Below are 25,039 nucleotides of genomic sequence, written 5' to 3'. Positions count from 1 at the left end.
TTATTTGCTGACGACAGTTACTTGATCTCCTGAATCGCGTAACGCGAAACATCTACGACGGCTCCGGATCGGACTTTGATCTGGACCTTCTCGCCTTCGATGCCTTTGACGGTTCCGTAGATACCGCCGGCGAAAAGAACCTCTTGACCCGGCTTGAGCTCGGTGTGCAGCTCCTTGAAGTACTTCTGCTTCTTCTTCATGTTGATTTGCGACCAGATGGTGTAAATCAAGCCCATGATGACAAGCAGGCCTAAAAGGGCGACCGAGGAGCTCAGGACGTTGGCTCCGAAATCGGCCATTAGATGCCGTCCTCGTCGCCGAAGATATCCTCTTCCTCGGAGCCGGCAACGGATGCGACCGTCTGGGCGGTGACGCCCGTCTGTCCAACGGTCACGGCCTGCTCGCCAAGCTCGGCGAGCGTGGCATTGCCTCGGAGGAACAGAAGCTCAATAACCATGGGAAGGTTGGTGCCAGTCAGAACCTCGACGTTGTCGACATCCTGGGCAATCATCATCGACTGGTTGAACGGGGTGCCGCCAAGCAGGTCGGTAAAGACGAGCACGCCATCGCACTCCTCGCGCATGGCGGTAATAGCGGCGCGGAGATCCTCACCGTAGGATGCGGCCTGGTCGCCCTCAAAAGGAACGACGGTAAAAGCAGGCTGGTCGCCGGCAACCATCGCGATAGCGCTTGCAAGGCCGGGTGCGAACTGTCCATGACCGGTAAGAATAAAGCCAACCATTCAAATTTCCCTTCCGAAGGTGTGTACAATCTGAGTCCGATGATTTTCGGAAGCCAGCGGGCGCTCGCCCTTAAAGCTTCTTGGAAAGCGTTCTTTGAAGACCAGTGGTTTCTAAACTGGTAGTAACCACGTGACGTGTTCTTGTCACTATATCACCCCAGAAGAGGTCGCTTTCCTTGATTCATACGGTAAAACGTTTTTGCACCGCTCACGGTGATAAATCGACCGTTTACCGGTCGTTAACACTTCTACCTGCTGTTTTGAAACCGTTTCGAAATGCTTTGGCAAAAGATCGGATCTTTTCCTGTGTCTAAACAACGCAGGGCGGCTAAAAATAGCGTGAAGAAAAATTGCAGGTCATTGTGAAGATATGTGAATTGGTCTTTTTGACTTAATACCAGTTAGAACCAGTTTTGAGATTATCGGTGAACGGTAGTTTTCGACCGTTCACCGGTTACTTGCAATCGTTTGCAGTTGTTTTCCCAGATGAATTAGGGAAGCGCGATGGAGCGCTTGCGCGATCACGGGAAGTTTTTGGCATTTGTCCTCATCCCCCGAACGCCAAACTCCGGCATCCAAAATGAGCTAATAGCTCACGCTAATCGTTTTCAATCATTACTTACTCAGGATACGTAATTATTTATCGTTTATCGTTAATTTTGATATGATACAAGTATCATCCAAAACGCCGATTGGAGAGGTTATGGTCCACCGAAACGCATCTATATCGAATGAAACCATCAGCCGCGAACAGACGATAGCCAAACTGAGGAAGCTCGCTCGCATCTGCAAATGGGCCACAATCTGCATTACCACAGCGCTCGCTCTGGGACTCCTCGCAGTCATTGCGATTGACCTTCTACTTATATTGCCCGGCCTCTCCCAAGGGTCGTGCCTCCAATCCGTAGAACTTCAAGCCGGCGAAGGGCCGTGCCTGGCTATTGTCGGTACCGATGCGCAGGCCCCACTTATGCTCGTCGCACACGATGGCCACACTGCCATAGGGAGCCTCTTGATAACATGCCTCGCGCTTACCATCGCGATAAGCGTGCGCAGGCTTTTCTTCAACATTGAAAAGGAAGGCAGGCCCTTTGACCTTGAATGTAACCAGACACTTCGTCGAGTAGGACATTTATTCCTTATCGGCGGCGTTGCCGTGAGGCTTCTTGGTGCCGTAATCACGGGAATGATACTCTTAGGATTTGGCGGCAGCTTTACGGATGCGTTCGCCGGCCAGTTATTCGAGCCCTCCATGCTCTTTGCAGGCCTGATTATTTGCCTGATTGCCAGCATCTTCCGCTACGGGTATATCCTGCAAAAACAAGATGACGAGTTGCTCTAGGAGGAATCCATGATTATTCTGCGGCTTGACCGCATGCTCGCCGAACGCAAGATCTCATCCAAAGAGCTTGCGGAACGCGTGGGCATCTCCCAGGTCAATATGTCACGCATTAAGACGGGCAAGGTTTCTGCCATACGTTTTTCAACTCTTGACGCGATATGTCGGGCACTCGACTGCCAACCGGGCGATGTACTGGAATATATGCCTGACGATGAAGCCGATAACCTTTTTGGACGTAAAGATTGATAGGCATAATTTAGCCACCAGCGCCTAAACGCAAATAGCCCGCTAGAACAACATCCGTTCTAGCGGGCTTATTCAGATATTTCGGTTACGCGCTCGGCGGCTCAGACAGATCTTTATGCAAACAGACCATAGATGCTGATGTTGGCCTTGGCATACAGGCCGTTAGCATACTCGGTCCACTTGGAGCTGGCGCTCGAAGCCTGCGAAGAGTACTGCTGGTAGGCGGTGTAATAGGCGGTCATGGCCTGCTTGTAGGTAGCGCTATCAGCCGTAAAGGCATCGTCAGCGAAGGCCTTAGCGTAGGTGCTATCGGCGTCCTTCCAGGTGCCCTTTTCGCTATCCCACTCGTCGCCGGCAAGTTTGATGATGTAATCGGCGTAGTCCTTGCTCGCGGTCTCCTCGTTGCCGTCAGCAGGCTCGGTCGGGGCGGTCAGCATGCTTGCGGAGCTATCGCCCACCTTCTTCTTGTAGAGCTTCTGCAGCGTCGCGGACTGGCGGACGATCTGCTTGGCCTGGTCCTTGGACACGCCATACTGCGTGGCCATGGTCTTGTAGTCCGAAGTGCCGATGGATTCCTCGGCGTACTGCTTCATCTCCTTAGAGGAGACGGTAATGCCCTCGTCCTCGGCAGCGTCGAGCAGGATCTTGTTGCGCACGTAGGACAGGATGACGTCGGCAGAAGGAGCGGTGTAGTTGCCATCGCTATCCTTGACGGTGTCGAGGCTGTACTGGCTCTCGATGGCCTCGCGCGCGGTGATGTCGCTCTTCTTGCCGTTGTAGCTATAGCTTGCCACGGTCGAATCGAGCTGGTCCTCGGTCAGGGTCGACGAGCCGACACCCTTGCCGCCAAAGCCGCCATTGCCAATAAAGAAGCCGACCACGGCGGCGATCACGACGGCAACCACAAAGGCGGCAATCATCGTCTTCTTGTGCCTGGATGCATGGTCGTCTTCATCGGAACCCAGAATATCGTCGTCCTCATCCTGGGCCTCGGGCATCAGATTCTCGTCAGCGGCATCCGCGGCAATCTGAGCCTCCAGTCGGGCGTCCTCCTCCTCGGCCGTCGTGCCGGCGGCAATGTGCTCGGCAGACGTACCGGCGACCAGATCGATCTTCTCGTCCTCGTCACCGTCGGGGCCTTCGCCGCGCTCGATGATCTGGATGCCGTCGATCTCGTCCTTCTCGTCCTTCTTTTGAATCAGACCCATATCAGTTACTCCTTGTTAGGAAACATAGTCTTCAATAGAATACGCCCGACAGAGTGCCGGGCGTATTGATTCTTAGGTTATACGCAAACACTTAAGTACTATTTAGGCGTTTGCAGCCTGCATGTCTTAGGCCAGGTGCGCGATAACGGCATCGGCAAAGGCCTGCGTGCCCACGGCGCCCTCGACGGAGCCGGTCTGGGCACGACGCACGTCGCCGGTAACCTGCTTACCCTCGTCGAGCGTGGCGGACACGGCGGCGCGGATACGATTGGCCGCATCGTTCTCGCCCAGATGATCGAGCATCATAGCCGCAGACAGAATCTCGGCCGTGGGGTTGGCGATATCCTGGCCAGCGATATCGGGCGCGGAGCCATGCGTTGCCTCGAAGATGGCGCAGTCGGCACCGATGTTGGAGCCGGGGGCCATACCCAGGCCACCTACCAGGCCGGCGCACAGGTCGCTGACGATATCGCCGTACAGGTTGGGCAGCACCAGGACATCGAAGTCGTTGGGGTTCTGGACCAGGCCCATGCAGGTGGCGTCGACGATCTTGTCGTTGAACTCAATATCGGGATAGTTGGCGGCCACCTCGCGCGCAACGCGCAGGAACAGGCCATCGGTCGCCTTCATAATGTTGGCCTTGTGCACGGCCGTCACCTTTTTACGGCCGCAGCGGCGGGCGTACTCAAAGGCGTACTCCACAATGCGGCGGCTCTTGGCGATGGAGATGGGCTTAATTGAGATGGCGGAATCGGCGGCGAAGGTCTTCTGACCCGAGCGCTCGACAAGCTGTGAGAGCTCCTCGACCTCGGCAGCGCCCTCATCGAACTCGATCCCGGCGTAGAGGTCCTCGGTGTTCTCACGCACGATGACCAGGTCGACGTCGCGGAAGCGCGAGCCGTCGCCCGGCTGCGACAGGCAGGGGCGCACGCAGGCGTACAGGTCGAAGTGCTTGCGCAGGGCCACGTTAACGCTGCGGAAACCCGTGCCGACCGGCGTGGTGATGGGGCCCTTGATGGCAACCTTGGTCTCGGCGACCGCATCGAGCACGTGCTGGGGCAGCGGCGTGCCAAACTCGTCCATGACGCCGGCACCTGCCTCCTGGACGTTCCAGTTGATCTGGACACCGGTGGCCTCGACCACGCGGCGCATGGCCTGCGTAATCTCGGGACCGATACCGTCACCGGGAATCAGGACTACATCGTGCGCCATAATCTGTTACTCCTCGTCTTCGGCGTCGTCAGATTTTTTAACGCTAGCACGCTTCTTCTTTTTGGAGAGATCCAGGCCAAAACGTTTAACAAGCATTTCGCAAATCTCGCTCGAACGGGCCTTGAGATAGCTGCCCTTGCCGTTCTCGGCGTCGAACTTAAGGCGCAGCGCAAGCTTCTCGGCGACCTCGGCGTCGATCTCGCCCTGGCCAAACTCGTACAGGCAACCGAGCATATCGCGATACTCAAGGTCGCCGTGGTAGCACTGGATGGCCTCGTCCAGGATGGGCCAAGCCTCGCGCGAACGCTCGACGCTCGTGGCGCCCCACACGCACAGCAGGCGGAAGGCGGCATAGCGCAGCGTGGAGGAAATCTCGTCGAACAGCGCGGTCTCGGCGCCCTCAAAGGCATCGCCCAGCTGCTCGGGGCAAGTGGTGGCGAGCGCCGTCAGGGCATCGAGGGCCTCCCAGCGGGTCTGAGCCTCGGGGCGATCGAGCGCCTCGATCAGCGCGGGCACACAGGGCACGACGCGCTGCGGATCGCGCTCGGCAAGCAGGTGCAGCACGCGGGCGGCAAACTGGCGGATACGGCGCGTGGGGCAGCCGAGCTCCTTGACCAGGCGGTCGACGGCGTTCTCGTTCTCCTCTGCCAGCTGGAGCTGTGCCAGCTCCTCGTCGGTGAGCTGTTCGTCTTTGTTTTCTGCCATAGTTACCTCTTTTTACTATTTCTTAGCGTGCTTGCCAGCACCTTTGCTGTCATCGGTGACCGAGATGAGCTGTCGGTCGGCCGCGCCATTGCGACGCGCGCGGCGGCGCTCCTCGGCGTCGCCCGCGTCGGCGGCGGCGCGGTGAGCCTTGTTGACGTTAAAGACCTCGTCGTGCTTGCGCCACGGGCCGACGGATTCGCCAAAGCTCATTTTAAGGCCGGCGATAAAGCCGCCGAGCCAGCCGATCGGCGCAAACTGCACTAGCGGGAACAGCGAGAACACCCAGGTCAGCAGGATGACTGCCGCCGCTCCCGCAAAGTTGGCAATCCAGTAGTCACGCTTGGTGATGACGCGCTTTTCGCACGCCCACTGGCCGCACAAAAAGCCGATGTAGATCGCAAAGAGAAAGAGCACCAGCGCAAGCACCACGAACGTCCAGCTCATGGGCGCTACTCCCCGTGATGGTGGCCGCAGCAGCACTCGTGGCCGTCGTCATGGCCGTGGCCGCCGCAGCACTCGTGGTCCTCGCCATGGTGGTGGCCACAACCGCACTCGTGGTCGTCGCCATGTTCGCCGCAACCGCAGCCTTCCTCGTGAGCACCATGCTCCTCGGGACGATACTGCGACCAGTCAAGACCGGCGGCGATGGCGTCGGCCTCCTCCTTGTAGAGCACCGTGATGGCCTGGGTGCCCAGCTTGGCGCCACCGATGGCATCGAGCATGTCGTAGAGCGTAAAGGCCACGTCGGCGCCGGGCAGCGCAAGCTCGCGGTCGTCGGCATAGGCGAGCGCCAAGCGCAGGTCCTTGATGAAGTGCTCGACCATAAAGCCGGGCTTGTAATCGCCGTCGAGCGCCTTGGGCGCCAGACTCTCCATGGCGCCGGACTTGCCGGTGCCGCCCAGAATCATCTGACGGGTCTTCTCCAGATCGAGGCCGCTCAGCTCGGCAAACGCCAGCGCATCGGCCATGCCGACCATGCAGGCGCCCAGCGACACCTGGTTGGCGAGCTTGGCAGCCTGGCCCTTGCCGGCGCCGTCGAAGCAGCAGATGGTTGCCGCAAAGGTGGAAAGGATATCGCGGACCGGGGCAATGTCGTTCTCGGTAGCGCCCACGATAGCCGTAAGCGTGCCGGCGATAGCACCCGACTCGCCGCCGGTGACGGGGCAGTCAAACGCCATGCGGCCGGAAACCTGGGCGGCCTCGGCAATGTCGCGCGCCAGCTCGGGCGAGCTCGTGGTGAGGTCGATCAGGACCGCGCCGGGCTTAGTGCACGCGAGCAGGCCGTCGCCCGCCAGGTAGAGCTCCTCGACCTCGGAGGGATAGCCCACCATGGTAAAGACGACGTCGGCGTTCGCCGCGGCATCTGCCGGCGTATCGGCCCAGACGGCACCGCGCTCAACGAGCGCTGCAGCCTTGGACTTGGTGCGGTTGTTGACCGTGACGGGATAGCCAGCGTCCAGAATGTGGCCGGCGATGGGGGCACCCATAATTCCGGTGCCGATGAATGCGACGGAGAGCTTGTTTGCCATGAAACCTTTCCTTTTGGGTTGGGTGTTGTTACCAGGTTGAATACTCGGTGCCAGCGTTTGGGCTGTGAGTCGAGGGCGATTACGGACGCAGCGCTTGCCTACTGACCGCGCACGCGGCGGGCGATACGGTCGGAAAGCGACGCCTTGTCGGCGCGGTTCTTACCCCAAAACGCGCAGCCCACCATGCCGGGGCCCACGTGCGAGCCGATGGTGGGACCCACGGAGCCGCGAATGATCGTGACGTCGGCGCAACCCTCCTCCTTGCGGATGGCGGCTTCGAGCCAGTCACCATCCTTTTCGGCATCGGCCGTCATGATGGCGATGGGCATGGTGCGATCGGGCACGTAGTTCTCGCGGAACGACTTGAGGATGGACTTGAGCGCCTTCTTGCGGCCGCGGTTGACGCCGATCAGCGACAGCGAGCCGGCCAGGTCGTAGGAGAGCTCGGGCTTGACGTCGAGCTTTGCCGTGAGCTGCGCCGCCGCGGGAGGAATGCGGCCGCCGGCAGCCAGTGCGTCGAAGCTCTCGAGCGTAAAGTAGCCGTGCACGTAGGTCTTTGCCTCGTTTGCCCAATCGACCAGCTGCTTGGCGGTCAGTCCCGCCGAACGCTGGCGCACGGCCTCGAGCGCCAAGAGCGCACCGGTCGCGCAGGGCAGAGCGTTGTCGACCACGTAGAGCTCAAAGTTGGGATACTCGGCGCGCACGACATCTGCCGCCTGGCACGCGGAGTTGTAGCTCGACGACAGCGCCGAGGTAAAGCACAGGTAGACCGTGGGCGTGCCCTCTTTGGCGCACTCGGTAAAAAACTCGATATAGCGACCGAGCGACACAGCCGAGGTGGACACGCGGGCACCGGCGCGCATGCGGTCGTAGAACTCCTTAGGGCTCATGCTCGACCAGATGTCGTCTGTGCGCTCCTCGCCATCGATAATGAAAGGGAAACCCAGGATATCGACATCGAGGTTCGCGGCGACCTCGGGGCTAAAGTCGCAGCAGGTATCGACGACGATGCGGCAACGGTTCGAATGACCGGCGGATGCGGCCTTGTCCATCAAAGCGACTCCTTACGTAAAAAGGCGGCCACCCGCATGGGATGGCCGCCAACCGTTAACTCATGCAAGTTAACGTATTTTACTCGTCAAGTGTTTCGATGCGGGGCTTGATGATGCCATATCCACCATTCTTACGGTGATACACCACATTGATGAGACCGGTCGTCGCGTTCTCGAACACGTAGAAGTCGTGGCCCAGCAAATCGGTCTGCACCAGCGCCTGCTCCTCGGTCATCGGGGTGACATCGATGACCTTCTCGCGGACGAGCAGGTCGTCGTCCTCCTCGGGCAGCAGCAGGTCGGCCAGATCCTCAACGCGCTCGACCGGCGCGACATCCGCGGCACTGGCACCACCCTGGCGGTTGTCCACGACCTTGGTCTTGAACTTGCGCAGCTGGCGGGTGACCTTATCGGCGGAGAGGTCGATGGCAGCATACATATCTGCGCCGTGCTCGGCAACGCGAATCACCGAACCGCGGGCACGAGCCGTGACCTCGACGATTGCCGGGTTGGGGTTCGAGGGGTTCTTCTCATAACGAAGCACGACGTCGACTGTCATGGGCTCGATGTCGAAAACCTTGAGCGCCTCGCCGATTTTCTCATCCACATGCGCACGCAGAGCATCGGTTACCGTCGTCTTGCGTCCAGAAACCTTGATATCCATACGTGGCTCCAATCTGCCTCGGGGACTTACTGTACTGGCTATGTACCCATTGCCGTGCATTTAATCACGCGAATTCCCAAAGACCCGAATAACGACTGCTTGATACCGCATACCGAAGTCTCGCACTTTTCCGTGACAAAGTGCGCTATAGGAGGGCGTCGGCAAAGCTAGTTTTTTTCCTGGAAATCAGCTTTTACCTGCCGTTTTTACCAAAATAGAAAAGCCGGGCTCCCTTATTGGGGAGACCCGGCCATGCGTGTTGAAACCGTGAAGAAGCGCCTTGTTCAGCGTGTGGCAGGCGCCACCCCTACCAATAACTAGCTATTGAGCTTGTTGATGTCATCGTCGGTGATGGTGCCCTCCTGGCTAGACGACGGGCCGTCGCTGTTGTTATCAGAGGCGTCGTCATCGGAGGACTCGGTCTCGTTGGACGTGGAGTCGGATGCCTGCACATTGGCCCCCGAAACGGTCTTGGCGGTAAGGTCATAGGGCATCTGTCCGTACCAGACGCAGTGGACTGCCTCGAGCGTGCCATCGACCGTGATGCCATCGAGGGCATCGCTCACGGCACGGCACAGCTCATCATTAGAGCTAAGACCTGCGACGCCAAGCGTGGAGGGCGCCTCGAGCGTACCGACATAGGAGATCTGGCTCATCAGACGCGCGAGGTAGCCACCAGCCGTGGAATCACAGATCACGTAATCGACCTCGCCCGACTCGAGCGCCTCAAAGCACTCATTGATGTTGGAAAAGGTCTTTTGGTTGGCGGTGATGCTTTGCTTGGCGAGCGCCTCCTGCGAGGCCGAGGAGGTCTGAACGCCCAGGGTAGCGGTGTTAAGCGTTTCGGTGGAAACGCTCAGCGACTCGCCGTCACTGCTCTTGCCGAATACGGCGGCGGCATCGTACAGACAGGTGCCAAGCGAGCTGATGTCGCCGCCCGCAGACTTGATGTCGCCAATGAAGATGTCCGCCTTTTTATCGCTGAGCGCGGAATCGGCCGAGGACGCATCGACAAAGGCGACCTTGAGACCCATGCGGCATGCGAGGGCACGAGCGGCATCGACCGCATAGCCCGTGAGGTTTCCGTCGGCATCCTGCATGGCCTGCGGTGCATCGGACGTATCGAGGGCGACCGTCAGGGTTCCCGGCGTGACCAGGGCATCGTCCGATACCGTGGGGGTAACGGTCTCGCGCTCGATCTGGTCGATCGTGGGCGTCGTGAACGTGGACAGTGGATTGAACGCGCATCCGCTCAGGCCCAAAACGGCAATGACCGCCGCGGCCCCAGCACCTAACCGAGCCGCATGCATCAAGCTGCCCCTCACCATGTCCACTACCCTGCCTTCTGTGTCGTATACGATCCGTGCCCCGCACGGAATATCGGGTTGTTCCCACCAGCTGACCTGGTATTTGACCCCACACTTGCGCACCGGGGCGTTTGCTCGGGAGGCCGCAGCCACCTTCACGACTGGCCCGCTCGCCCGCGAGGCGGTATTGCCCCAAAGAAAGTAGAACGGACGGTGCGGCTTACATCTAGGACGCGCCATGATCGCGCCGCGCGCACGCGGTCGCTTACGTGGATCCCTTTGACCGCGTCTGTCTTGGACTAGGATGGGCATTTCGTCCGTCCGCAACCACAGCCTGGCAGGAACGTAGCGCATTATAGCTAAGTTCAAGCTATAGTTTAAGGTTAGGGACGTTATTCGCATCGCGAGCACAGATTTCGCAGGTCGGGGCGGACCATTCGTGCCCCCATGAAGCCCGGAGCTCCCCCACGGGGAGCCCCGGGGCACCCGTCTCAGGGTGCCGTGTGCAAAAAACGGCAAATATGAGTACTGCTACCAATTTAGTAGCAGCGTATTTCCGCCCCACGAGCCCTTTTTGAGTTCCGCACAGCCCGCTTGGCGCCAAGATATTCCACATTCGTTTATTATCTCTTCGCTGAATCCAGTTTTTCGGCCCAAGTTTCTTTATTTTTGCTGTCACTAATCTAGTAACAGTACTCATATTTGCCGTTTTTTGCACATGGCATATAAACAGACCCCCTATAAAGCCATAGTTTTACGCCGGCTTGAGCCCAAAGCACGCTCGGAGCGTATTCAGCAGAGCATCTTGCCTCTTTCGACGAGCCTCTACACGATTCTGATATCGTTTACCCATACGCTGGTGGATGCGCCATGCGAGCGCTTCCATCGCTTCCATGTCGCAGAGCATCTCGTTGTTGACCGTCGCGACCTCGATTCCCATGGACGCCAAACCCGTATTGCGTTTTTCATCGTGAATGCGCCCGCCGCGAGACGAATGGCCCTGCTCACCGTTGTATTCCAGGTCAAACCGAGCTGCTTCCTGATAGGCATCGCAAACCGCATACGGCATCCCCGAGATCGCCTGCGCACGGTCGTTGAACTCGATCTTGTGGTCGGTCTTAAAGGGACCGCAGGCAAATCCGCCATAAGAAAACGGAAGCGAAAACATGGCAAGCATGATGCATTCCATGGGTGAGCGCAGGTTTTCCGACAGAAAGGGGCACAGCCGCCGCAGCTGCTTGGCCGCGCTCCCCTTGCATGCCGCAAGGTAATCTGCCAGGCGATCGGGCGTCAGCACTGGCTCGACCTCAAAGTAGCCCACATCTGACGGCTGGTCCTTATCCTTTGCAAGCCTGTTCACGGTAGGCGAGCTGTAAGGGGGCAGATACTGCCCGCGATCGCTCAGCGAAATCTTGGAGCACAGCTCCTGGGCCAGGGCAAATGCCTGGATACAGCCGACTTCGCGCGCAACGGCGGCACAGAGGGCCTCGGGAGACAAGCTGTACACTCCCGGCTCCACCTCCAAAATCGAGGCGTCCGGCAGGTCTGTAGAACAAACGGACCAGCTTGCACCAGGCATGCGGCGACGCTGCTTCGCCGACCCCACCAGCAGGCACAAGTCTTCTTGGACCTCGCCACTCACGGCCCCGATCCGCACCAAATCGGGAAGATAAATGTCCTCGGCCGAGGGAGACGATGTATGCAGCACACGGCGCTCTTCATCGGGATCGAGGTCTCTCCAGCTGATGTAACCCATTTGTCGGCGCTCGGCGCGCATCATGCGCAGCGCCGAGGCACCGGTCAGGACTACGGAGGCCGCCAGTTGCTCGCTTGTCGGCTCGATGCGCCGCGCTATCTTCACTGCCACAAAACCACCCCCTACCAAACGCGTGCGATAGCGAGGCCATCGACTGCTGCGGCGCCGGCACGCTTGAGCTCCGCCGAGGCTGCTGCCATGGTCGCGCCCGTGGTAATGACATCATCGATGAGCAGCAGACGGCGGCCGCGCACATCCTCGACCGTCTCGTACATGCCCCGGGCATGCTCCCGGCGCTCATCGCGGCCGAGCTCTCGCTGGTCACCATGACCGTATTTGACCAGGGCGTCCAGCAACGGGACACCCGAAAGATCGCAAAACGAGCGCGCGATTGCTTCCATATGGTCGAATCCACGCCGCCGAAACGCCGCCGCAGTCGCGGGCACAAACACCACCGCGTCCGCACCGGACAACACACCGCCGTAGCGATCGGATGCTGCCACCTGGGCATGCAAGGCAGTGTCGTAGAGCAACTCCGCCAGATACGGTGCCAGACGGCGCTCGCCCGCATCCTCGTACGCCTTGATGATGCGCGGCAGCGGATGTGCATAGACGGCACACGCCAGGCAGCGATCGAGCGCCTCGGCCATTGCCGAAGACGTGCCCTCGACCGAGCACTCGGTACACAGCAAATCCCCAAACGGGGCGCCGCATCGGATGCAACTATGACACGGATCGATGAGCGTGAGCGATGCCAGACAATCCTGGCAGATCAGCGCACCGGCGCGCTCGCAGCCGGCACATCGCGTGGGCGACAATGCCTCGAGCGCCTCGCGTGCCACCCGCTCGGCAAACGGTAGCAATTCGTCCGCAAACGGTAGGGCGTCGGCACCCTGCAGACGGCTCAATATGTTCAGATGGCTTTTCAAGACACAACCCTCCCTACGTTCGGTCGCAGGGAGGGTTGTTGATTCAGCGCTATGATACCCCGATGCGCTCGGGGCAAGGCGGGCTAAATCCGCTCGCGGGCGTTATTCGCCGGTAGGCGGTTGCGGTGCGGACGAGGTGTGGGTCGAGCCTTCGCCGCCGTCCTGGCGCGGCTTGCGGGAGCGACGGCGGCGACGGCGCTTTTGACCCTGGTCGGCCGAGCCCTCGCTACCGCGATCCTCGCGCGGCTCGCGCTCGTCGCGAGTACCGCCGCGCGAAGCCTTGGCGGCAGTTCCTCCGCCATCGCCGGGGCGACGGCGCGTGACCTTGACTTCACCGTCCGAAACCTGATCGGCCACGGAAGGAACCGAGGGCTTCTGCTGCGTGCCCGAGGAATGGCGGCGGCGCGGACGCGGCGCGCGCTCCTCCTCACCACGCGGCTTGCCGCCCTTGTCGGCAGGCGCGTCGGAACCCGAGCCACCCTTGGGAGCGGCACCGGCCTCGCGAGCGGCTGCGGCGCGGAAGGCGTCCTCGCGCTCCTCGCTCGACAGGTGACGGCGGCGACGACGCGTGGGGTTCATGCCACCGCCGCGGTTTTGCTGCTGGGGCTGCTGAGCCTCGCGCTCGCGGGAAGCGTTCTTACCCGCGGCCTCGCCATTGTCGACGGACGCCGCGCGCTTGCGGCGGCGACGGCCACCAGCTGCCTCCTCGGCCTCGGGTGCCTCGGCCTTGCCGCGGCCCTTTCCACGGCCACGGCCCTCGCCCTGGCCCTGAGCGGTGCGAGCATCGGATTCGGCATCGCGACGACGGCGCTTGGGCATCGATGTGCCGGCCAGACGATCGGCACTCGACAGGCCATCGCCCACGTCAACGCCGTTCTCGCGATCGAGTTCCATGAGCGCCAGGCGCATCTCGGGCGACTCGATGCGCTCGAGCACATCGCGCGTCACACAGTCGGGGCGGCAGTTGCAGCCCTGTTCGGCGGCCTTCTTTTTGCAGCCCTCCGAGCACGTCATATCGGCCAGGTTGACCTTAAAGACCTTGCCGTTCTCCAGGCGCAGCACCAGCTGCTCACGCGGCGTGTCATATTCCTGGATACGCGCCTTGCCAAGCGGCGTATCGATGAGCGTCTTCTTTTTGGGCGCACGGCTCTTAAAGTCCTTGTACGCCTCGAACTCATAGCGCAGGCAGCACATCAGGCGGCCGCAAACGCCACTGATCTTGGACGAGTTGAGCGGCAGGTCCTGCTCTTTTGCCATGCGAATCGAGACGGGCTCAAACTGTCCGCCAAAGCGCGTGCAGCAGAGCTCCTGTCCGCATTGGGCATAGCCGCCCACAAGGCGGGTCTCATCGCGCACGCCGATCTGACGCATGTCGACGCGAATGTGCAGCGTCGAGGACAGGTCCTTGACGAGCTGACGAAAATCGACGCGCTCCTCGGCCGCAAAGTAGAACACGGCCTTCTCGCCGCCAAACAGGTACTCGACGCCGACCGGCTTCATCTCGAGGTCGAGCTCTTTGACGAGACGGCGGAAATCGACCATCGCCTCGTCGCCCTGGATGGCCAGGTCGTCGGCAAGCTGCAGGTCGATGTCGCTCGCCACGCGCAGCACGGGCTTGAGCGGCTGGCCGATCTCATCTTGCGGCACCTCGAAGGGATCGGCCGTGACCAGGCCGATCTCGGTCCCGCGCTCGGTGGAGCAAATGGCATAATCGGCCTCGAGGATATCCAGATCCTGCGGGTCAAACCACAGGTCGCGCGAGGCGTAGGTAAACTTAACGGGTACGACTAACGGCATTTCAGTGCCTTCCTGATATCGAACAGCATGACCTCGATGGCCAGCTGGGGAGTAACGTTTCTGGCGATGTTGCGCTCGGCGGTCGCGACCGCCTCGAGCGCCCGGGTGGCACCCGCAGCATTCGTCGCGGCGGCAAGCCGCCCGATCGTGTCGCGCACGTCTTCGTTCACGACGTCGGCCGCCTCGTCCTGAAGTGTCAGCAGCACGTCGCGCATGAGCGTCCGCGCGCTCGCCAGCGCTTCCATGATACCCGAACGCTCGCGCGCGTTGAGTTCGCGCTTGTTGCGGTCCTCAAGCTGCTTCAATGCTCCACGCGACAGGTAGTCGGCGTTTTGCTCGAGCACCTTTTCCTGTGTGGACTTGACCTCGGCGAGCGGCGCCTTAACGGCGACGATGAGCGACTTGGCGCGGCTGAGCACATCAGCCTCGTCGGCAGCGATGAGCGAATCGATGGCGCGGACCATTTGGCGGCGAGCATCCTGGCGCTCGGCACTCTTAAGGAACTCGATGCCGCGTGTGGGGCTTCCCGCCACGGCGACCGCCATGCGGCAACGCGCGAGATCCTGACCCGTCGCGCGGCTCACGGCCTGCGCGGCCACGGTGGGCGACACCAGCCGAAACGGCACGCACTGACAGCGGCTCACGATGGTGGGCAACATCACGTCTGCCGAGGTGCCCAGCAAGATGAACATAACGCCCTCGGGCGGCTCCTCGAGTGTCTTGAGCAGTGCGTTGGCGGTGTTGGCGCGCAGCTGCTCGGCACGGTCGATGATGTAGACCTTGGCCTTGGCGCGGATGGGCGCCAGCGGCACGTCGTCGAGCAGCTCGCGGGTCTGGGCAATGAGGTAGCCCGTGGCGCTCTCGGGCGTGTAATAGTGCACGTCGGGATGCGTGTGCCGAGCAACGCGCACGCAGCTGTCGCATGCGCCGCAGCCGTCCTGCTCGCACAGGAAAGCTTGGGCGAGCGCCCAAGCGGCATCGAGTTTGCCGGCGCCGGGAGCGCCTAAAAACAGATAGGCGTGCGATGCGCGGCCGCTGGCGACGGCGTTGGTCAAAAAATCGCGCACGCGCTCTTGGGTGTCGAGCTTGGCCAGCAGGCTTGCCTGAGCGGGGGCCATGTTACTCGGCCTCCTTGGCAAGCGCGGCGGCGACGGCGTCTTGCGGAATGTCGAGACCGTACGCGCGAACCTGCTCGACCGTCTTCTCGAAGACTTCCTCGATGGGCGCGGTGGCGTCGATGAGCTTTACGCGATTTGGCTCCTCGGCGGCAATGGCGCAGAATCCCTGGTAAACGCGCTCTTGGAATGCCATGCCTTTTGCCTCCATGCGGTCGGCCGCGCCACGAGCTGCCATGCGTAGCGCCGCCTGCTCGGGCGTGATGTGATAGACGAGCGTGAGCGCCGGGTGCGTCCCCGCGACGGCCAGGTTGTTGGCATCGCGCACCATCTGGCGATCGAGGCCATCGGCAAACGCCTGGTAGCAGGTCGTGGAATCGTAGAAACGGTCGCACAGGACCACCTTGCCGGCCGCGAGGGCGGGAGCTATGACCTCGTGCACCAACTGGGCGCGCGCTGCCTCGTAGAGCAGCAACTCGCAGGTGTCGCCCATCGCCGTATTGGCGGGGTCGAGCAGCAGAGCACGGATCTTTTCGCTGATGGCGGTGCCGCCCGGCTCGCGCAGGCTCACAACCTGGTAGCCAGCGAGTTCGAGCGCGCGGGCAAGCAGACGCGCCTGCGTGGACTTGCCGGCACCATCGACGCCCTCGAGTGTGATAAAGCTATGTTGAGCGGGCTCAAAAGCCATGAGCGCAGCCCCTTCCTACAAGGCGCGTAAATGCAGATATATCAACCAAGCCATGATACCCCAGGGGCAGGCGCGCCCCAAATCGGGCCTAGTCATTGGGTAGTCATTGGGGACGCTCTTAAATGACTAGGCGACAGCTAGGAACGTTCCTAAAGTGCCGGCAGAAAAGGAACGTCCCTAACTGCCGACTTTTTTGAGCGCTGGGTATAATCGTCGTATTGCATTGAAATGTGGCGAAAGGAGTGGCAATGTCTCGGTATTGCGCCTCGTGCGGCAAACTTCTTGCAGATGATGCCAAGTTCTGCACCTCATGCGGTGCACCCGTTGAGCAGACAACCGCAAGCAATGGCCAACCCGCGTTTGAGCAGACCGGCTTCCTCGATACGCCGCAAGCTAAGCCGGACGACCCCCTCGCCTATCGCCCCGACCCCGCCGCCAGCCCCGCAGCGGTCGAAACGACGCAGCGCATACCCGTCGCGGACACCCCGCCCCAACAGCAACCGGCATCTACGTACGCGCCTGATTCACCGCAGGCCCCCGCCGCCAAAAAGAGCAGCACCAAGGCGCTTATCGCCGTTATCGTTGTGCTCGTGGCAATTATCATCGCCTTGGTCATCTTTTTTGTGATCAAGCCTTTCGACAACGCCGCCACGCAAACGACTGCCGAGATTACTAAGCTGCACCATGATGTTGACGATGATGACCTCAATCCTCTCGACGACCCCAATAGCCTTTTTGACGATGACGACGAGGATGGCAGCCAGGCGACCCTCTCCGAGCAAAACCTCTACCGTCACCTGAGCGAATACTACGATCTGCTCGAAGATCTCGATAGCCAGGTCCGCGCCTGCGCGCAGGCCTTCAATGGCAGCTATCTGGAAGAAGATCGCACCACCCGTCAAAATCTCGCCGACGTCGCCGAGCGAACGGAGGACACCATCGAGCAGTATTACGATATCGTCGAGGACCTGGACGTCCCCATGAGCTCCAAGAACTACAGCTCTTGGAAAGACATCGTTGCCCTGTATGACGACCTGGACCACCGCATCGACGCGATCTGCGATGCCTGGGAGATCAGCCTAAAGTACGCAAAGCCCGCGGACCATAAGGACGAAATCGTGGCGCCGCTGTCGCGCGACAACGTGGCGGGCACCAATGACAACAAGTACCGTCAGGACTTTGAGGACCGCTATCCCAGCGCCAAGCCCGTCGAGGTGAAATAATCCCAACAATCGATCAAAAACTTGCGGTGAAATAGGGATTGATTAGGCCTTTTGCCAGCAAAAACAGTCCCTATTTCACCGCAACTTAGAAGTGGGGCCGGGCTCGCATTTGCATTTGCGCGCCCGGCCCCACCGTGTCTATATGTGCTCGGATATGTGCTCGGTTACTTGTCGGCAGCGGTCTTTTTGGTAGTCGAATTCTTGGCCGTCGTCTTTTTGGCGGTCGTCTTCTTGGCAGCAGTCTTCTTTGCTGCCGTGGTTTTCTTCGCCGCGCTCGCCTTGGTCGCAATCTTGCGGCCGCGGGCGGGCTTCTTCTCCTTGGTCGGGCAATCCATGTTGACGCAGATACGCCACGGACCGCGCGCCGTGTTGACCACCACGATGGGGGCGCCGCACTCGGGGCAGGTCTCGCCCGTCGCCTCGAGCTTGCCGCGCGCCGGCAGCGGATAGCTCACGCCGCAGTCATCGTAGTTGGTGCAGCGGATAAAGCGCTTGCCGCTCTTCTCGCTCTTGTGTGCAATCAGATCACCATGGCGTCCGGCCTCGGCGCACACCTTGCACTCGCCCACCTTAAGGTCGGGCTCGTAGTTGGTGGGGCACGTCGGGTTCACGCAGATCTCGAAGGCCTTCTGGCGGAACGGCTGGCACTTAATGCGCGGTGCACCGCATTCGGGGCACACGGCCGCCTCGCCCTCGAGCGGGCTCACCTTGACGCCGCTCGGCACCGGATAGGTCACGTCGCAGTCGGGCCAGCCCATGCAGCCGATAAAGCTGCCGCGGGTCTTGGCGCTCGTCTTCATAACCAAGTCCTTGCCGCACTTGGGGCAGGCGCCCACGCGCGCATCGGCCGTGACGGCGTCGCTGATGGCGTCGCCCAGCTCCTGCGTATGCTTGAGCAGCTCCTCGAGCACGCCGGCCAGCAGCGCGCGCGAGTGCGTCACGACATGCTCTTCGGTGTCCTCGCCGCGCTCCACGCGGGTCATGTCGCCGTCGAGCTCGCTGGTCATATCGGGGCTCGTGATGCGCGGGGCAAACTGCGACAGCGCGTCAATGATGGCAATGCCCAGCTGGCTCGGCTCAACGGGATCGTTTTTGAGATAGCGCACGGCGTACAGGCGCTCGATGATGCTCGCGCGCGTGGACTTGGTACCCAGGCCGCGCTTTTCCATCTCCTGCACGAGCTTGCCCTGGCTGTAGCGCGCGGGCGGCTCGGTCTGCTTGGCCTCGAGCTTAATGTCGAACACGTCGACCGTATCGCCCTGCTCCAGCGGCGGCATCTGCTCGTCGCGCTTAAGGCCGTACGGGTATGCCTCGCGGAAACCGGGGGTCACGAGCACATCGCCCGAAGCCACGAACGGCTCGCCGTTCACATCGAGCTCGAGCTTGGTGTTCTCGATGGTCGCAGGCCCCATGAGCGTCGCCAGGAAGCGGCGGGCGATGAGGTCGTAGAGCTTGCGCTGGCCGCCATCGAGCGCGGACGGGTCGCCCTCGCCCGTAGGATAGATCGGCGGGTGGTCGGTGGTCTCGACCTTGCCGCGCGTGGGCTTCATGGGACCGGCGAGCACCTTTTTGCACACGGGCGCCAGCGCCGGGTTGATCTTTGCCAGGTCGCTCACCACGGCGCCCAGATCGAGCGTCGCGGGGTACACGGTGTTGTCGACACGCGGGTAGCTGATGAGGCCGGCCATGTAGAGGGACTCGGCGATGCGCATCGTACGCGCAGGCGAGATGCCCTCGGCCGCGGCGGCAGCCTGCAGCGAGGTGGTCGCAAACGGCGTGGGCGGCTGCTGCTTACGCGAGCGCTTGGTCACCGCGGCAACGGTCGCCGTCGTAGCGCCGTCAACGTGGCCGTACGCTGTCTCGGCAGCATCCTTGTCGGTAAAGCGTGCCGTCTTGTGCGCAATCTTAAAGCGGTCGTCCTCGGCAGCACCCTGCGCGGCGCCCATGCCACGGATCTGCCAATAGTCCTCGGGCACAAACGCCATGCGCTCGCGCTCGCGCTCGACCACCAGGGCAAGCGTCGGCGTCTGCACACGGCCGGCAGAGCGCACGTTACCAAAGCCGCCAAACTTGGCGAGCGTCAGGTAGCGCGTGAGCACCGCACCCCAAATGAGGTCGATGTGCTGGCGGCTCTCGCCGGCGTCGGCCAGATTCTGGTCGAGCGAGACGAGATTATCGAAGGCCTGCGTGATCTCGGCCTTGGTAAACGAAGAGTACTGGGCGCGGGCAACCGGCAAGTCCGGCGCCACCTCGCGCACCTTGTTGAGGGCGTCCGAACCGATTAGCTCGCCCTCGCGATCGAAGTCCGTGGCGATAATGACGCTGTCAGACTTTTTAGCGAGGTTCTTGAGCGAACGAATGAGCTCCTTCTCGGCCGGTAGCTTAATGACGGGCGCCCAGGTGAGGTAAGGCAGGCTCTCGAGTTTCCAGCCCTTGATTGAGATGCCATCGGCAAGAAACGGCTTGCGCTTGGTGTCGTAGGGCGGACGCGCCAGGCCATCGGGTATGTCGGCCGGCAGCATCTCGCCGTCCTCGGTGACCGAATACCAGCCCAGCTTTTTATCGAACAGCACGCTGTCGCAAAAATCGGGCGCTAGGATGTGACCGGCAAGGCCGATGGTCACGCACTCCTCGCCCTTCCACTCAAAACGGTAGATGGCGGTGTTGTACACCTTGTCCTTTTTGGGCTTGCCCGTGGACAGACGCTCGGCGATCTGACGCGCGGCGTCGTTTTTCTCGGCGATGATGAGCTTCAAAAGAGGCTCCTATCTCGTATCTCTGCGGCTACGCCCGCCCGTATGGCGGCCGACTTACGCCCTTGCTTGCTCAATCTGCCCGATGAGCCAATCGCACCAGGCATCCATGCCCTCGCCCTTGCGCGCGCTCACGGCAAACCGCGGCGCCTGTGGATTGAGGTCATCGAGTGTCTTAGTATACCTATCCATGTCAAAATCGAAAGCCGGAGCCACGTCAACCTTGTTGAGCAGCTGCGCGCCGGCGTGTTGGAAGATGCCCGGGTACTTGATGGGCTTGTCGTCGCCCTCGGGCACCGAGAGGATCATGATGGACAGGTTCTCGCCCAGGTCAAAGTCGACTGGGCAGACCAGGTTACCCACGTTTTCGATAAAGATGACGTCGATGTTTTCCAGACCCACAGCCTGGTCGAAGGCGTCAACGGCCTCCATGATCATGTTGCCCTCGAGGTGGCACAGGCCGCCCGTGTTGATTTGGATGGCGGGCATGCCGGCTTCCTTCATGGTGATGGCGTCGACGTCCGAGGCGATATCGCCCTCGATGACGGCGCAGCGCAAGCCGGCCTTGTCGCGCAGGCGCTCGTTGGTGCCCAGAATCGTAGTGGTCTTGCCCGAGCCAGGGCTCGACAGCACATTGATCACATAGGTGCCTGTCTCTTTAAATCGCTGTCGCAGCTGATCTGCCAGGCGCTCATTGCGCGACAGAATTGGCGATGCGATATCAATCGTTTTCTCGGCCATACTCGGCGCTCCTTACTTCTACCATTTATACCCCGTCCCCAGGTTGCTGGCGGGCTAATCGTCGGGGGTCTCGATCTCGATACTTGCGATGTCGAGTTCGCGGCCGTGCAGCAGACGCACGTTGGCGCCGCCACACTGGGGACAGCGACAATGGAAACGGTCGTGATCAAAGACCTCGCCGCAGTCCAGGCACTCGCTTTGTGGATGGACCTCCTCCACGGCAAGCTCGCAGCCGCGCGTGAGCGGGTCCTCGTCGCGAAACGTCTCCCAGGCAAAGTCGAGCGCCTCGCGCACGACCTCGGTCATATCCCCGATACGCAGCGTTACCAAAACGGCGCGCGAGGCCCCCGCCCCACGCGCCGCGCGAATCACTGTATCGAGTATGCCGTTGACAATGCCAACCTCGTGCATACCGATTTACTCCTCGTCGTCCTCATCGTCCGAGAACAGGTCCAGACGACTCACAAACAGGCCCTCCTTGCCCTCGCGCGCGGTAATGACCACACGGGCGATGGCGAGCGAAATCTCGTAGAGCGAGAGCAGGGCGCCATACATGAGACCCAGCGTAACGGGCGAGCCGTCGGGCGTGATCACAGCCGAACCCACGAGCAGGCCAACGTATACATAACGCCAGGCACCGCGGAAAGCAGCGTAGGACACGATGTGGAAGACGGACAGATAGAAGATGATGAGCGGCAGCTCAAACGCCACGCCAAAGCCGATCATAAAGAGCAGCTCCATGTTGACGTAGTTCTCCAGATCGGGCAGTGCCGTAGCGACGGCCGAGGTCTCGCCGATGAGCCACTCAAAGCCCGCAGGAATGATGATGAAGTAGCAGAAGATGGCACCCAGGAAGAACAGCACCGTCGAGGCGAGCACCGTGGGCACGACCCACTTGCGCTCGTTGGGGCGAAGCGCCGGCAGGAAAAACGCCAGAATCTGCCAGATGATCATGGGCGTGCACATGACCACGGCCATCTTGATGGCCAGCGAGAAGCGCAAGCCAAAGCCGCCGAGCGTGGTAGTGATGTAGAACTTACCGTCCGGCACAAAGGAGCGGATGGGATCTTCCAGGATGTCGAGCACAACAGGCGTGGCGAAATACAGCACGATAGCGGCGGCAAACACCGACACGACCACGATGGTCAGGCGGCGACGGAGTTCTCCCAGGTGATCGAAGAGCGGCATACGCGCAGGTCCGATAGGCATTACTCATCGCCTCCCTTCGAGGCGTCGGCGGCGGCAGCGTCGTCCTCGGCCTCGAGCTCGCGAGCGAGCTGGTCGACGACGGCCTTGCGCTTGCGGGGACGACGGGCGTAGAGATCGGCCGTCGTGGGCTCTGCCGGCTCGGGCTCGGGCTCCGGCTCTGCAGCAGGTTCGGGATCGACGGTGGCAGCGGCGGCAGGCTCTGCGTTCTCGGCCTCCTCGGCAATACCTTCGTCCTCGGTGGCACCCTCGCTCGCGGCCTTCTCGGCGGCAAGGCGGGCACGGCGCTCGGCAAAGGTCTCCTTCTTTGCGGGTGCAGCCGTCCCGGCGGCATCCTCGTCCGCATCGGAATCGTCATCGACGGCAGCCTTCTTGGGCTTGACCGGAGCCGAAGCAGCCTCGCTTACCGGATCGATGATCTCGGACTGAACAACGGCCGTCATCTTTTCCTGCGTCTCGCGGAACTGACGAATGGCACGGCCGATCGTGCGGCCCATCTGTGGGAGCTTATCCGGGCCAAACAGCAAAAAGCCGAAGACCACGATGATCGCGAGCTCACCCTCTCCAATACCAAACACACATACCTCCAAGGCTCGATGTGAGTCGAGCCCGCACCGCGCCATTCGGCCGGAACTCGTCTATTCATTCGGTCAAGTATAGCGCCCGGACGCCAAAACGTCCGAGCGCATCACAAACATATGCCAAACGGCACGCCCTTTTGGGGGCAAAGATTATGCCGCCGTGATCGAAATCTCCTGGTCGACGCCCAGCAGCTGAACCACGCGCATCACCTGGGGCTGCACATTAGTGCAGCTAAAGCGCTTACCGTGGTCGTCCGCGTGGTGCGCGGCGCCCACGAGCACGCCAATGCCCGTCGAATCGATGTAGCTCACCTGGGCAAAATCGAGCTCAACGGCCTCAGTGGGCTGCTCGAGCGCCAGGTCGATAGCATTGCGCAGGCTATCGGCGTTAGAGATATCGATCTCGCCGGTTACCTTAATGGTGTAGATCTCCGGCGTGGGGTTGGTGGAAATACCCAAATCCATGTATACGCTCCTTTACGTATCGAAAGTGCGGATAGTACTGGGCGCGGACTTGCGGGGCCCTAGGCGTTAGGCGCGCTCGGCACGAGCAAGCTCGGCAGCGACAAGCTTAACGGCCAGCACCAGCACGTCGAGCGCGGCCTCCAGGTCCTCGACCGTGGGATAGCTCGGCGCAATACGGATGTTGGTATCGCGCGGATCCTTGCCATAGGGCCAGGTGGCACCGGCCGGCGTGAGCTTGACGCCCAGGTCGGCGCAAAGCGCGGCGACCTTCTGGGCCGAGCCCTCGGGACCATCGAAGCTTACAAAGTAGCCGCCGCGGGGGTGCGTCCAGGTGGCACAGCCCGTATCGCCCAGGCCCTCGGTGAGCTTGCGCTCAACGGCCTCAAAGCGCGGACGCAGGAACTCGGCATGCTTTTTCATGTGCTCCTTGACCGCCTCGATGGTGGGAAGGAAGCGCACGTGGCGCAGCTGGTTGAGCTTGTCGGCGCTGATGAGGCCGGCCTTCAGGCGCTTGGAGAACTCGGCGATGACCGCGGGGCTCGCACCGATGAAGCCGATGCCGGCGCCCGGGAAGGTAATCTTGGACGTCGAGGCAAAAGCCACCACGCGGTCCTCGGTGCCCGCCGCGCGAGCGAGGTCGAAGATATTGGCGAGCTCGTCGGTCTCGTCGTACAGGTCGTGCACGCAGTAGGCGTTGTCCCAGAAGATGCGGAAATCGGGCGCGGCCGTGGGCATCTCGACCAGGCGACGCACGGTGTCCTCGCTAAAGGTGATGCCCGTGGGGTTGGAATACTTGGGCACGCACCAGATGCCCTTGATGGAGTCGTCGGCGGCAACCAGACGCTCGACCTCGTCCATGTCGGGGCCGTTGTCGGTCATCGCGACGGGGACATTCTCGATACCCAGGTCGGCGGTGATGCCAAAGTGACGGTCGTAGCCGGGAACAGGGCACAGGAACTTGACTTTCTTGCCGTCGTGCGCGGCCTCGTAAGCCTCCCAAGGCTCGCTGCCGCACGAACCGCAGCGCCAAAACATGCCGGCGATATCGTGCTCGATCAGAAGGCTCGACGAACCCAGTACGAGCGTCTGCTCGGCAGGGCAACCCAGGAACTCCCCCGCCAGCTTGCGTGCCGAGGGAATGCCCTCAAAGCAACCGTAGTTTGAGCAGTCGACGTTGCCGTCGTGCAGATCGGCATCGGCATTGAGGATATCGAGCATGGGTCGAGAGATGTCCACCTGGGAGGGCGACGGCTTGCCGCGGGCCATGTCGAGCGCCAGGCCCTTGGCCTTGACCTCGGCGACCTCGGCTTTGAGCGCCTCGATGGCGGCATCGAGTTCGGTGGTTTCCATCTTCTGGTAGATCGTCTGCATGGGTGCGACCTTTCGCGAAGCGGGACGTTGCAGTTCGTCTAAGTATAGACCGCCACCGCCGCAACGGCATGAAGCCGTGATAGATTAAGTTCATCGCAATGAATTATGAATCGCCGCGCATGCCGGCGTGGGGCGCCCAAGGAGGCACTATGGAATACGGATCGTTCCAGGCCGAGGAATTCGGCGACCTGCAGCGCCTGGTCGACGGACTGTTTTACGACCGCCGCGCCATCGACCGCCTGGATCTCATCGTACAGGCCGAGATCTTGGACCTGGCGCCCGATCTCATGGAAATCGTGAACCTATTGCCGCCCGGCTACTACGACCGCCAATCGCTTTGCGACCAGCTCAACTCCGCCCTTGCCGCCCACGGCTGGGGCGCCGTCTACGGAACGGTGGAATAAACC

The 25,039-nt window shown here is 61.3% G+C and carries 26 protein-coding genes; 4 read left to right on the top strand and 22 right to left on the bottom strand.

Features of this window, described 5'->3' with window-relative positions; translation table 11 throughout:
* Positions 1 to 17 precede the first annotated feature (17 nt).
* Entirely contained in the window at positions 18 to 299 is a 282-nt protein-coding gene (yajC, locus tag AAAX73_RS06070; RefSeq protein ID WP_022094612.1) for a preprotein translocase subunit YajC, read from the bottom strand.
* Positions 299 to 742: a PTS sugar transporter subunit IIA gene (locus AAAX73_RS06065; RefSeq protein ID WP_035137680.1), complete on the bottom strand. Its 444-nt coding sequence runs from the start codon at positions 740 to 742 to the stop codon at positions 299 to 301. The genes yajC and AAAX73_RS06065 overlap by 1 nt, the downstream gene beginning before the upstream one ends.
* A gap of 703 nt (positions 743 to 1,445) precedes the next feature.
* On the opposite strand from AAAX73_RS06065, the gene AAAX73_RS06060 reads away from it, so the two are divergent.
* Together AAAX73_RS06060 and AAAX73_RS06055 are read left to right on the top strand one after the other, a co-directional pair.
* Positions 1,446 to 2,084, top strand: coding sequence for a DUF2975 domain-containing protein (locus AAAX73_RS06060; protein ID WP_158556977.1), 639 nt, complete (start codon positions 1,446 to 1,448; stop codon positions 2,082 to 2,084).
* Positions 2,085 to 2,117: 33 nt separating this feature from the next.
* Positions 2,118 to 2,330 (top strand): helix-turn-helix transcriptional regulator, encoded by a 213-nt coding sequence (locus tag AAAX73_RS06055; RefSeq protein WP_255413580.1) that lies wholly within the window; start codon positions 2,118 to 2,120, stop codon positions 2,328 to 2,330.
* Positions 2,331 to 2,443: 113 nt separating this feature from the next.
* Here AAAX73_RS06055 and AAAX73_RS06050 read toward each other — a convergent pair whose 3' ends face one another.
* From AAAX73_RS06050 to tmk, 13 genes are all read right to left on the bottom strand, one after another.
* Positions 2,444 to 3,538 (bottom strand): hypothetical protein, encoded by a 1,095-nt coding sequence (locus tag AAAX73_RS06050; RefSeq protein ID WP_349125360.1) that lies wholly within the window; start codon positions 3,536 to 3,538, stop codon positions 2,444 to 2,446.
* A gap of 126 nt (positions 3,539 to 3,664) precedes the next feature.
* Entirely contained in the window at positions 3,665 to 4,750 is a 1,086-nt protein-coding gene (locus AAAX73_RS06045; RefSeq protein ID WP_117802809.1) for an isocitrate/isopropylmalate family dehydrogenase, read from the bottom strand.
* A gap of 6 nt (positions 4,751 to 4,756) precedes the next feature.
* Positions 4,757 to 5,455: a hypothetical protein gene (locus AAAX73_RS06040; protein WP_118081577.1), complete on the bottom strand. Its 699-nt coding sequence runs from the start codon at positions 5,453 to 5,455 to the stop codon at positions 4,757 to 4,759.
* Positions 5,456 to 5,470: 15 nt separating this feature from the next.
* Positions 5,471 to 5,899: a hypothetical protein gene (locus tag AAAX73_RS06035; RefSeq protein WP_118081574.1), complete on the bottom strand. Its 429-nt coding sequence runs from the start codon at positions 5,897 to 5,899 to the stop codon at positions 5,471 to 5,473.
* Positions 5,900 to 5,904: 5 nt separating this feature from the next.
* Positions 5,905 to 6,984 carry an NAD(P)-dependent oxidoreductase gene (locus AAAX73_RS06030; RefSeq protein ID WP_195232797.1) on the bottom strand — a complete coding sequence of 360 codons (1,080 nt, stop codon included), beginning with the start codon at positions 6,982 to 6,984 and terminating at the stop codon, positions 5,905 to 5,907.
* A 98-nt stretch (positions 6,985 to 7,082) separates the two neighbouring features.
* The gene (locus AAAX73_RS06025; protein ID WP_022094619.1) at positions 7,083 to 8,036 is read right to left on the bottom strand and encodes a DegV family protein; all 954 of its coding nucleotides are present in this window, start codon (positions 8,034 to 8,036) and stop codon (positions 7,083 to 7,085) included.
* Positions 8,037 to 8,115: 79 nt separating this feature from the next.
* The gene (gene raiA / locus AAAX73_RS06020) at positions 8,116 to 8,700 is read right to left on the bottom strand and encodes a ribosome-associated translation inhibitor RaiA (protein WP_006236248.1); all 585 of its coding nucleotides are present in this window, start codon (positions 8,698 to 8,700) and stop codon (positions 8,116 to 8,118) included.
* 317 nt (positions 8,701 to 9,017) lie between these two features.
* On the bottom strand, positions 9,018 to 10,028 hold the full coding sequence (locus AAAX73_RS06015; RefSeq protein ID WP_230317467.1) for a transporter substrate-binding domain-containing protein: 1,011 nt from the start codon (positions 10,026 to 10,028) through the stop codon (positions 9,018 to 9,020).
* 733 nt (positions 10,029 to 10,761) lie between these two features.
* Positions 10,762 to 11,874, bottom strand: a complete 1,113-nt coding sequence (locus AAAX73_RS06010) for a hypothetical protein (protein WP_118081564.1) — start codon at positions 11,872 to 11,874, stop codon at positions 10,762 to 10,764.
* A gap of 11 nt (positions 11,875 to 11,885) precedes the next feature.
* Positions 11,886 to 12,692: a phosphoribosyltransferase family protein gene (locus AAAX73_RS06005; protein ID WP_349125359.1), complete on the bottom strand. Its 807-nt coding sequence runs from the start codon at positions 12,690 to 12,692 to the stop codon at positions 11,886 to 11,888.
* A 102-nt stretch (positions 12,693 to 12,794) separates the two neighbouring features.
* Positions 12,795 to 14,489, bottom strand: a complete 1,695-nt coding sequence (gene ricT / locus AAAX73_RS06000; RefSeq protein WP_349125358.1) for a regulatory iron-sulfur-containing complex subunit RicT — start codon at positions 14,487 to 14,489, stop codon at positions 12,795 to 12,797.
* Positions 14,480 to 15,607 (bottom strand): DNA polymerase III subunit, encoded by a 1,128-nt coding sequence (locus AAAX73_RS05995; RefSeq protein ID WP_349125357.1) that lies wholly within the window; start codon positions 15,605 to 15,607, stop codon positions 14,480 to 14,482. The genes ricT and AAAX73_RS05995 overlap by 10 nt, the downstream gene beginning before the upstream one ends.
* Position 15,608: 1 nt before the next feature.
* Positions 15,609 to 16,292: a dTMP kinase gene (gene tmk / locus AAAX73_RS05990; RefSeq protein WP_349125356.1), complete on the bottom strand. Its 684-nt coding sequence runs from the start codon at positions 16,290 to 16,292 to the stop codon at positions 15,609 to 15,611.
* 248 nt (positions 16,293 to 16,540) lie between these two features.
* On the opposite strand from tmk, the gene AAAX73_RS05985 reads away from it, so the two are divergent.
* Positions 16,541 to 17,515, top strand: a complete 975-nt coding sequence (locus tag AAAX73_RS05985) for a zinc-ribbon domain-containing protein (protein WP_349125355.1) — start codon at positions 16,541 to 16,543, stop codon at positions 17,513 to 17,515.
* Positions 17,516 to 17,679: 164 nt separating this feature from the next.
* On the opposite strand, the gene AAAX73_RS05980 is transcribed toward AAAX73_RS05985, so the two are convergent.
* The 7 genes from AAAX73_RS05980 to AAAX73_RS05950 all read right to left on the bottom strand — a co-directional run bounded on the left by AAAX73_RS05980 (position 17,680) and on the right by AAAX73_RS05950 (position 24,632).
* Positions 17,680 to 20,271, bottom strand: coding sequence for a DNA topoisomerase I (locus tag AAAX73_RS05980; RefSeq protein ID WP_349125354.1), 2,592 nt, complete (start codon positions 20,269 to 20,271; stop codon positions 17,680 to 17,682).
* 54 nt (positions 20,272 to 20,325) lie between these two features.
* Entirely contained in the window at positions 20,326 to 21,009 is a 684-nt protein-coding gene (gene hypB / locus AAAX73_RS05975; protein WP_035137692.1) for a hydrogenase nickel incorporation protein HypB, read from the bottom strand.
* A gap of 54 nt (positions 21,010 to 21,063) precedes the next feature.
* The gene (hypA, locus tag AAAX73_RS05970; protein ID WP_022093859.1) at positions 21,064 to 21,420 is read right to left on the bottom strand and encodes a hydrogenase maturation nickel metallochaperone HypA; all 357 of its coding nucleotides are present in this window, start codon (positions 21,418 to 21,420) and stop codon (positions 21,064 to 21,066) included.
* Between the two features lie 6 nt (positions 21,421 to 21,426).
* Positions 21,427 to 22,218 (bottom strand): twin-arginine translocase subunit TatC, encoded by a 792-nt coding sequence (tatC, locus tag AAAX73_RS05965; RefSeq protein WP_022093860.1) that lies wholly within the window; start codon positions 22,216 to 22,218, stop codon positions 21,427 to 21,429.
* Positions 22,218 to 22,793 carry a twin-arginine translocase TatA/TatE family subunit gene (locus AAAX73_RS05960; RefSeq protein ID WP_349125353.1) on the bottom strand — a complete coding sequence of 192 codons (576 nt, stop codon included), beginning with the start codon at positions 22,791 to 22,793 and terminating at the stop codon, positions 22,218 to 22,220. The genes tatC and AAAX73_RS05960 overlap by 1 nt, the downstream gene beginning before the upstream one ends.
* 153 nt (positions 22,794 to 22,946) lie before the next feature.
* Positions 22,947 to 23,261, bottom strand: coding sequence for an STAS domain-containing protein (locus tag AAAX73_RS05955; protein WP_349125352.1), 315 nt, complete (start codon positions 23,259 to 23,261; stop codon positions 22,947 to 22,949).
* A 66-nt stretch (positions 23,262 to 23,327) separates the two neighbouring features.
* On the bottom strand, positions 23,328 to 24,632 hold the full coding sequence (locus tag AAAX73_RS05950) for an aminotransferase class I/II-fold pyridoxal phosphate-dependent enzyme (RefSeq protein WP_022093863.1): 1,305 nt from the start codon (positions 24,630 to 24,632) through the stop codon (positions 23,328 to 23,330).
* A gap of 149 nt (positions 24,633 to 24,781) precedes the next feature.
* Here AAAX73_RS05950 and AAAX73_RS05945 point away from each other — a divergent pair, with 149 nt between their 5' ends.
* Positions 24,782 to 25,036 carry a hypothetical protein gene (locus AAAX73_RS05945; protein ID WP_040359778.1) on the top strand — a complete coding sequence of 85 codons (255 nt, stop codon included), beginning with the start codon at positions 24,782 to 24,784 and terminating at the stop codon, positions 25,034 to 25,036.
* Positions 25,037 to 25,039 lie beyond the last annotated feature (3 nt).

Origin of the sequence: Collinsella sp. CLA-ER-H9 (genome assembly GCF_040092295.1) — a bacterium.
GTDB lineage: Bacteria > Actinomycetota > Coriobacteriia > Coriobacteriales > Coriobacteriaceae > Collinsella.
Note: the sequence above shows the minus strand (reverse complement) of the source record. Positions and strands in the feature narration are given on the sequence as shown.

Bases quoted from the DNA above. Each gene is read 5' to 3' on its own strand.
- AAAX73_RS05985 (WP_349125355.1), top strand. From the start codon at position 16,541: ATGTCTCGGTATTGCGCCTCGTGCGGCAAACTTCTTGCAGATGATGCC.
- AAAX73_RS05995 (WP_349125357.1), bottom strand. From the start codon at position 15,607: ATGGCCCCCGCTCAGGCAAGCCTGCTGGCCAAGCTCGACACCCAAGAG.
- AAAX73_RS06065 (WP_035137680.1), bottom strand. From the start codon at position 742: ATGGTTGGCTTTATTCTTACCGGTCATGGACAGTTCGCACCCGGCCTT.
- AAAX73_RS06030 (WP_195232797.1), bottom strand. From the start codon at position 6,984: ATGGCAAACAAGCTCTCCGTCGCATTCATCGGCACCGGAATTATGGGT.
- AAAX73_RS06055 (WP_255413580.1), top strand. From the start codon at position 2,118: ATGCTCGCCGAACGCAAGATCTCATCCAAAGAGCTTGCGGAACGCGTG.
- AAAX73_RS06040 (WP_118081577.1), bottom strand. From the start codon at position 5,455: ATGGCAGAAAACAAAGACGAACAGCTCACCGACGAGGAGCTGGCACAG.
- AAAX73_RS06025 (WP_022094619.1), bottom strand. From the start codon at position 8,036: ATGGACAAGGCCGCATCCGCCGGTCATTCGAACCGTTGCCGCATCGTC.
- tatC (WP_022093860.1), bottom strand. From the start codon at position 22,218: ATGCCTATCGGACCTGCGCGTATGCCGCTCTTCGATCACCTGGGAGAA.
- tmk (WP_349125356.1), bottom strand. From the start codon at position 16,292: ATGGCTTTTGAGCCCGCTCAACATAGCTTTATCACACTCGAGGGCGTC.
- AAAX73_RS05950 (WP_022093863.1), bottom strand. From the start codon at position 24,632: ATGCAGACGATCTACCAGAAGATGGAAACCACCGAACTCGATGCCGCC.
- AAAX73_RS06045 (WP_117802809.1), bottom strand. From the start codon at position 4,750: ATGGCGCACGATGTAGTCCTGATTCCCGGTGACGGTATCGGTCCCGAG.
- AAAX73_RS06035 (WP_118081574.1), bottom strand. From the start codon at position 5,899: ATGAGCTGGACGTTCGTGGTGCTTGCGCTGGTGCTCTTTCTCTTTGCG.
- hypA (WP_022093859.1), bottom strand. From the start codon at position 21,420: ATGCACGAGGTTGGCATTGTCAACGGCATACTCGATACAGTGATTCGC.
- AAAX73_RS05955 (WP_349125352.1), bottom strand. From the start codon at position 23,261: ATGGATTTGGGTATTTCCACCAACCCCACGCCGGAGATCTACACCATT.
- AAAX73_RS06015 (WP_230317467.1), bottom strand. From the start codon at position 10,028: ATGGTGAGGGGCAGCTTGATGCATGCGGCTCGGTTAGGTGCTGGGGCC.
- AAAX73_RS06050 (WP_349125360.1), bottom strand. From the start codon at position 3,538: ATGGGTCTGATTCAAAAGAAGGACGAGAAGGACGAGATCGACGGCATC.
- yajC (WP_022094612.1), bottom strand. From the start codon at position 299: ATGGCCGATTTCGGAGCCAACGTCCTGAGCTCCTCGGTCGCCCTTTTA.
- AAAX73_RS05945 (WP_040359778.1), top strand. From the start codon at position 24,782: ATGGAATACGGATCGTTCCAGGCCGAGGAATTCGGCGACCTGCAGCGC.
- AAAX73_RS06060 (WP_158556977.1), top strand. From the start codon at position 1,446: ATGGTCCACCGAAACGCATCTATATCGAATGAAACCATCAGCCGCGAA.
- raiA (WP_006236248.1), bottom strand. From the start codon at position 8,700: ATGGATATCAAGGTTTCTGGACGCAAGACGACGGTAACCGATGCTCTG.
- hypB (WP_035137692.1), bottom strand. From the start codon at position 21,009: ATGGCCGAGAAAACGATTGATATCGCATCGCCAATTCTGTCGCGCAAT.
- ricT (WP_349125358.1), bottom strand. From the start codon at position 14,489: ATGCCGTTAGTCGTACCCGTTAAGTTTACCTACGCCTCGCGCGACCTG.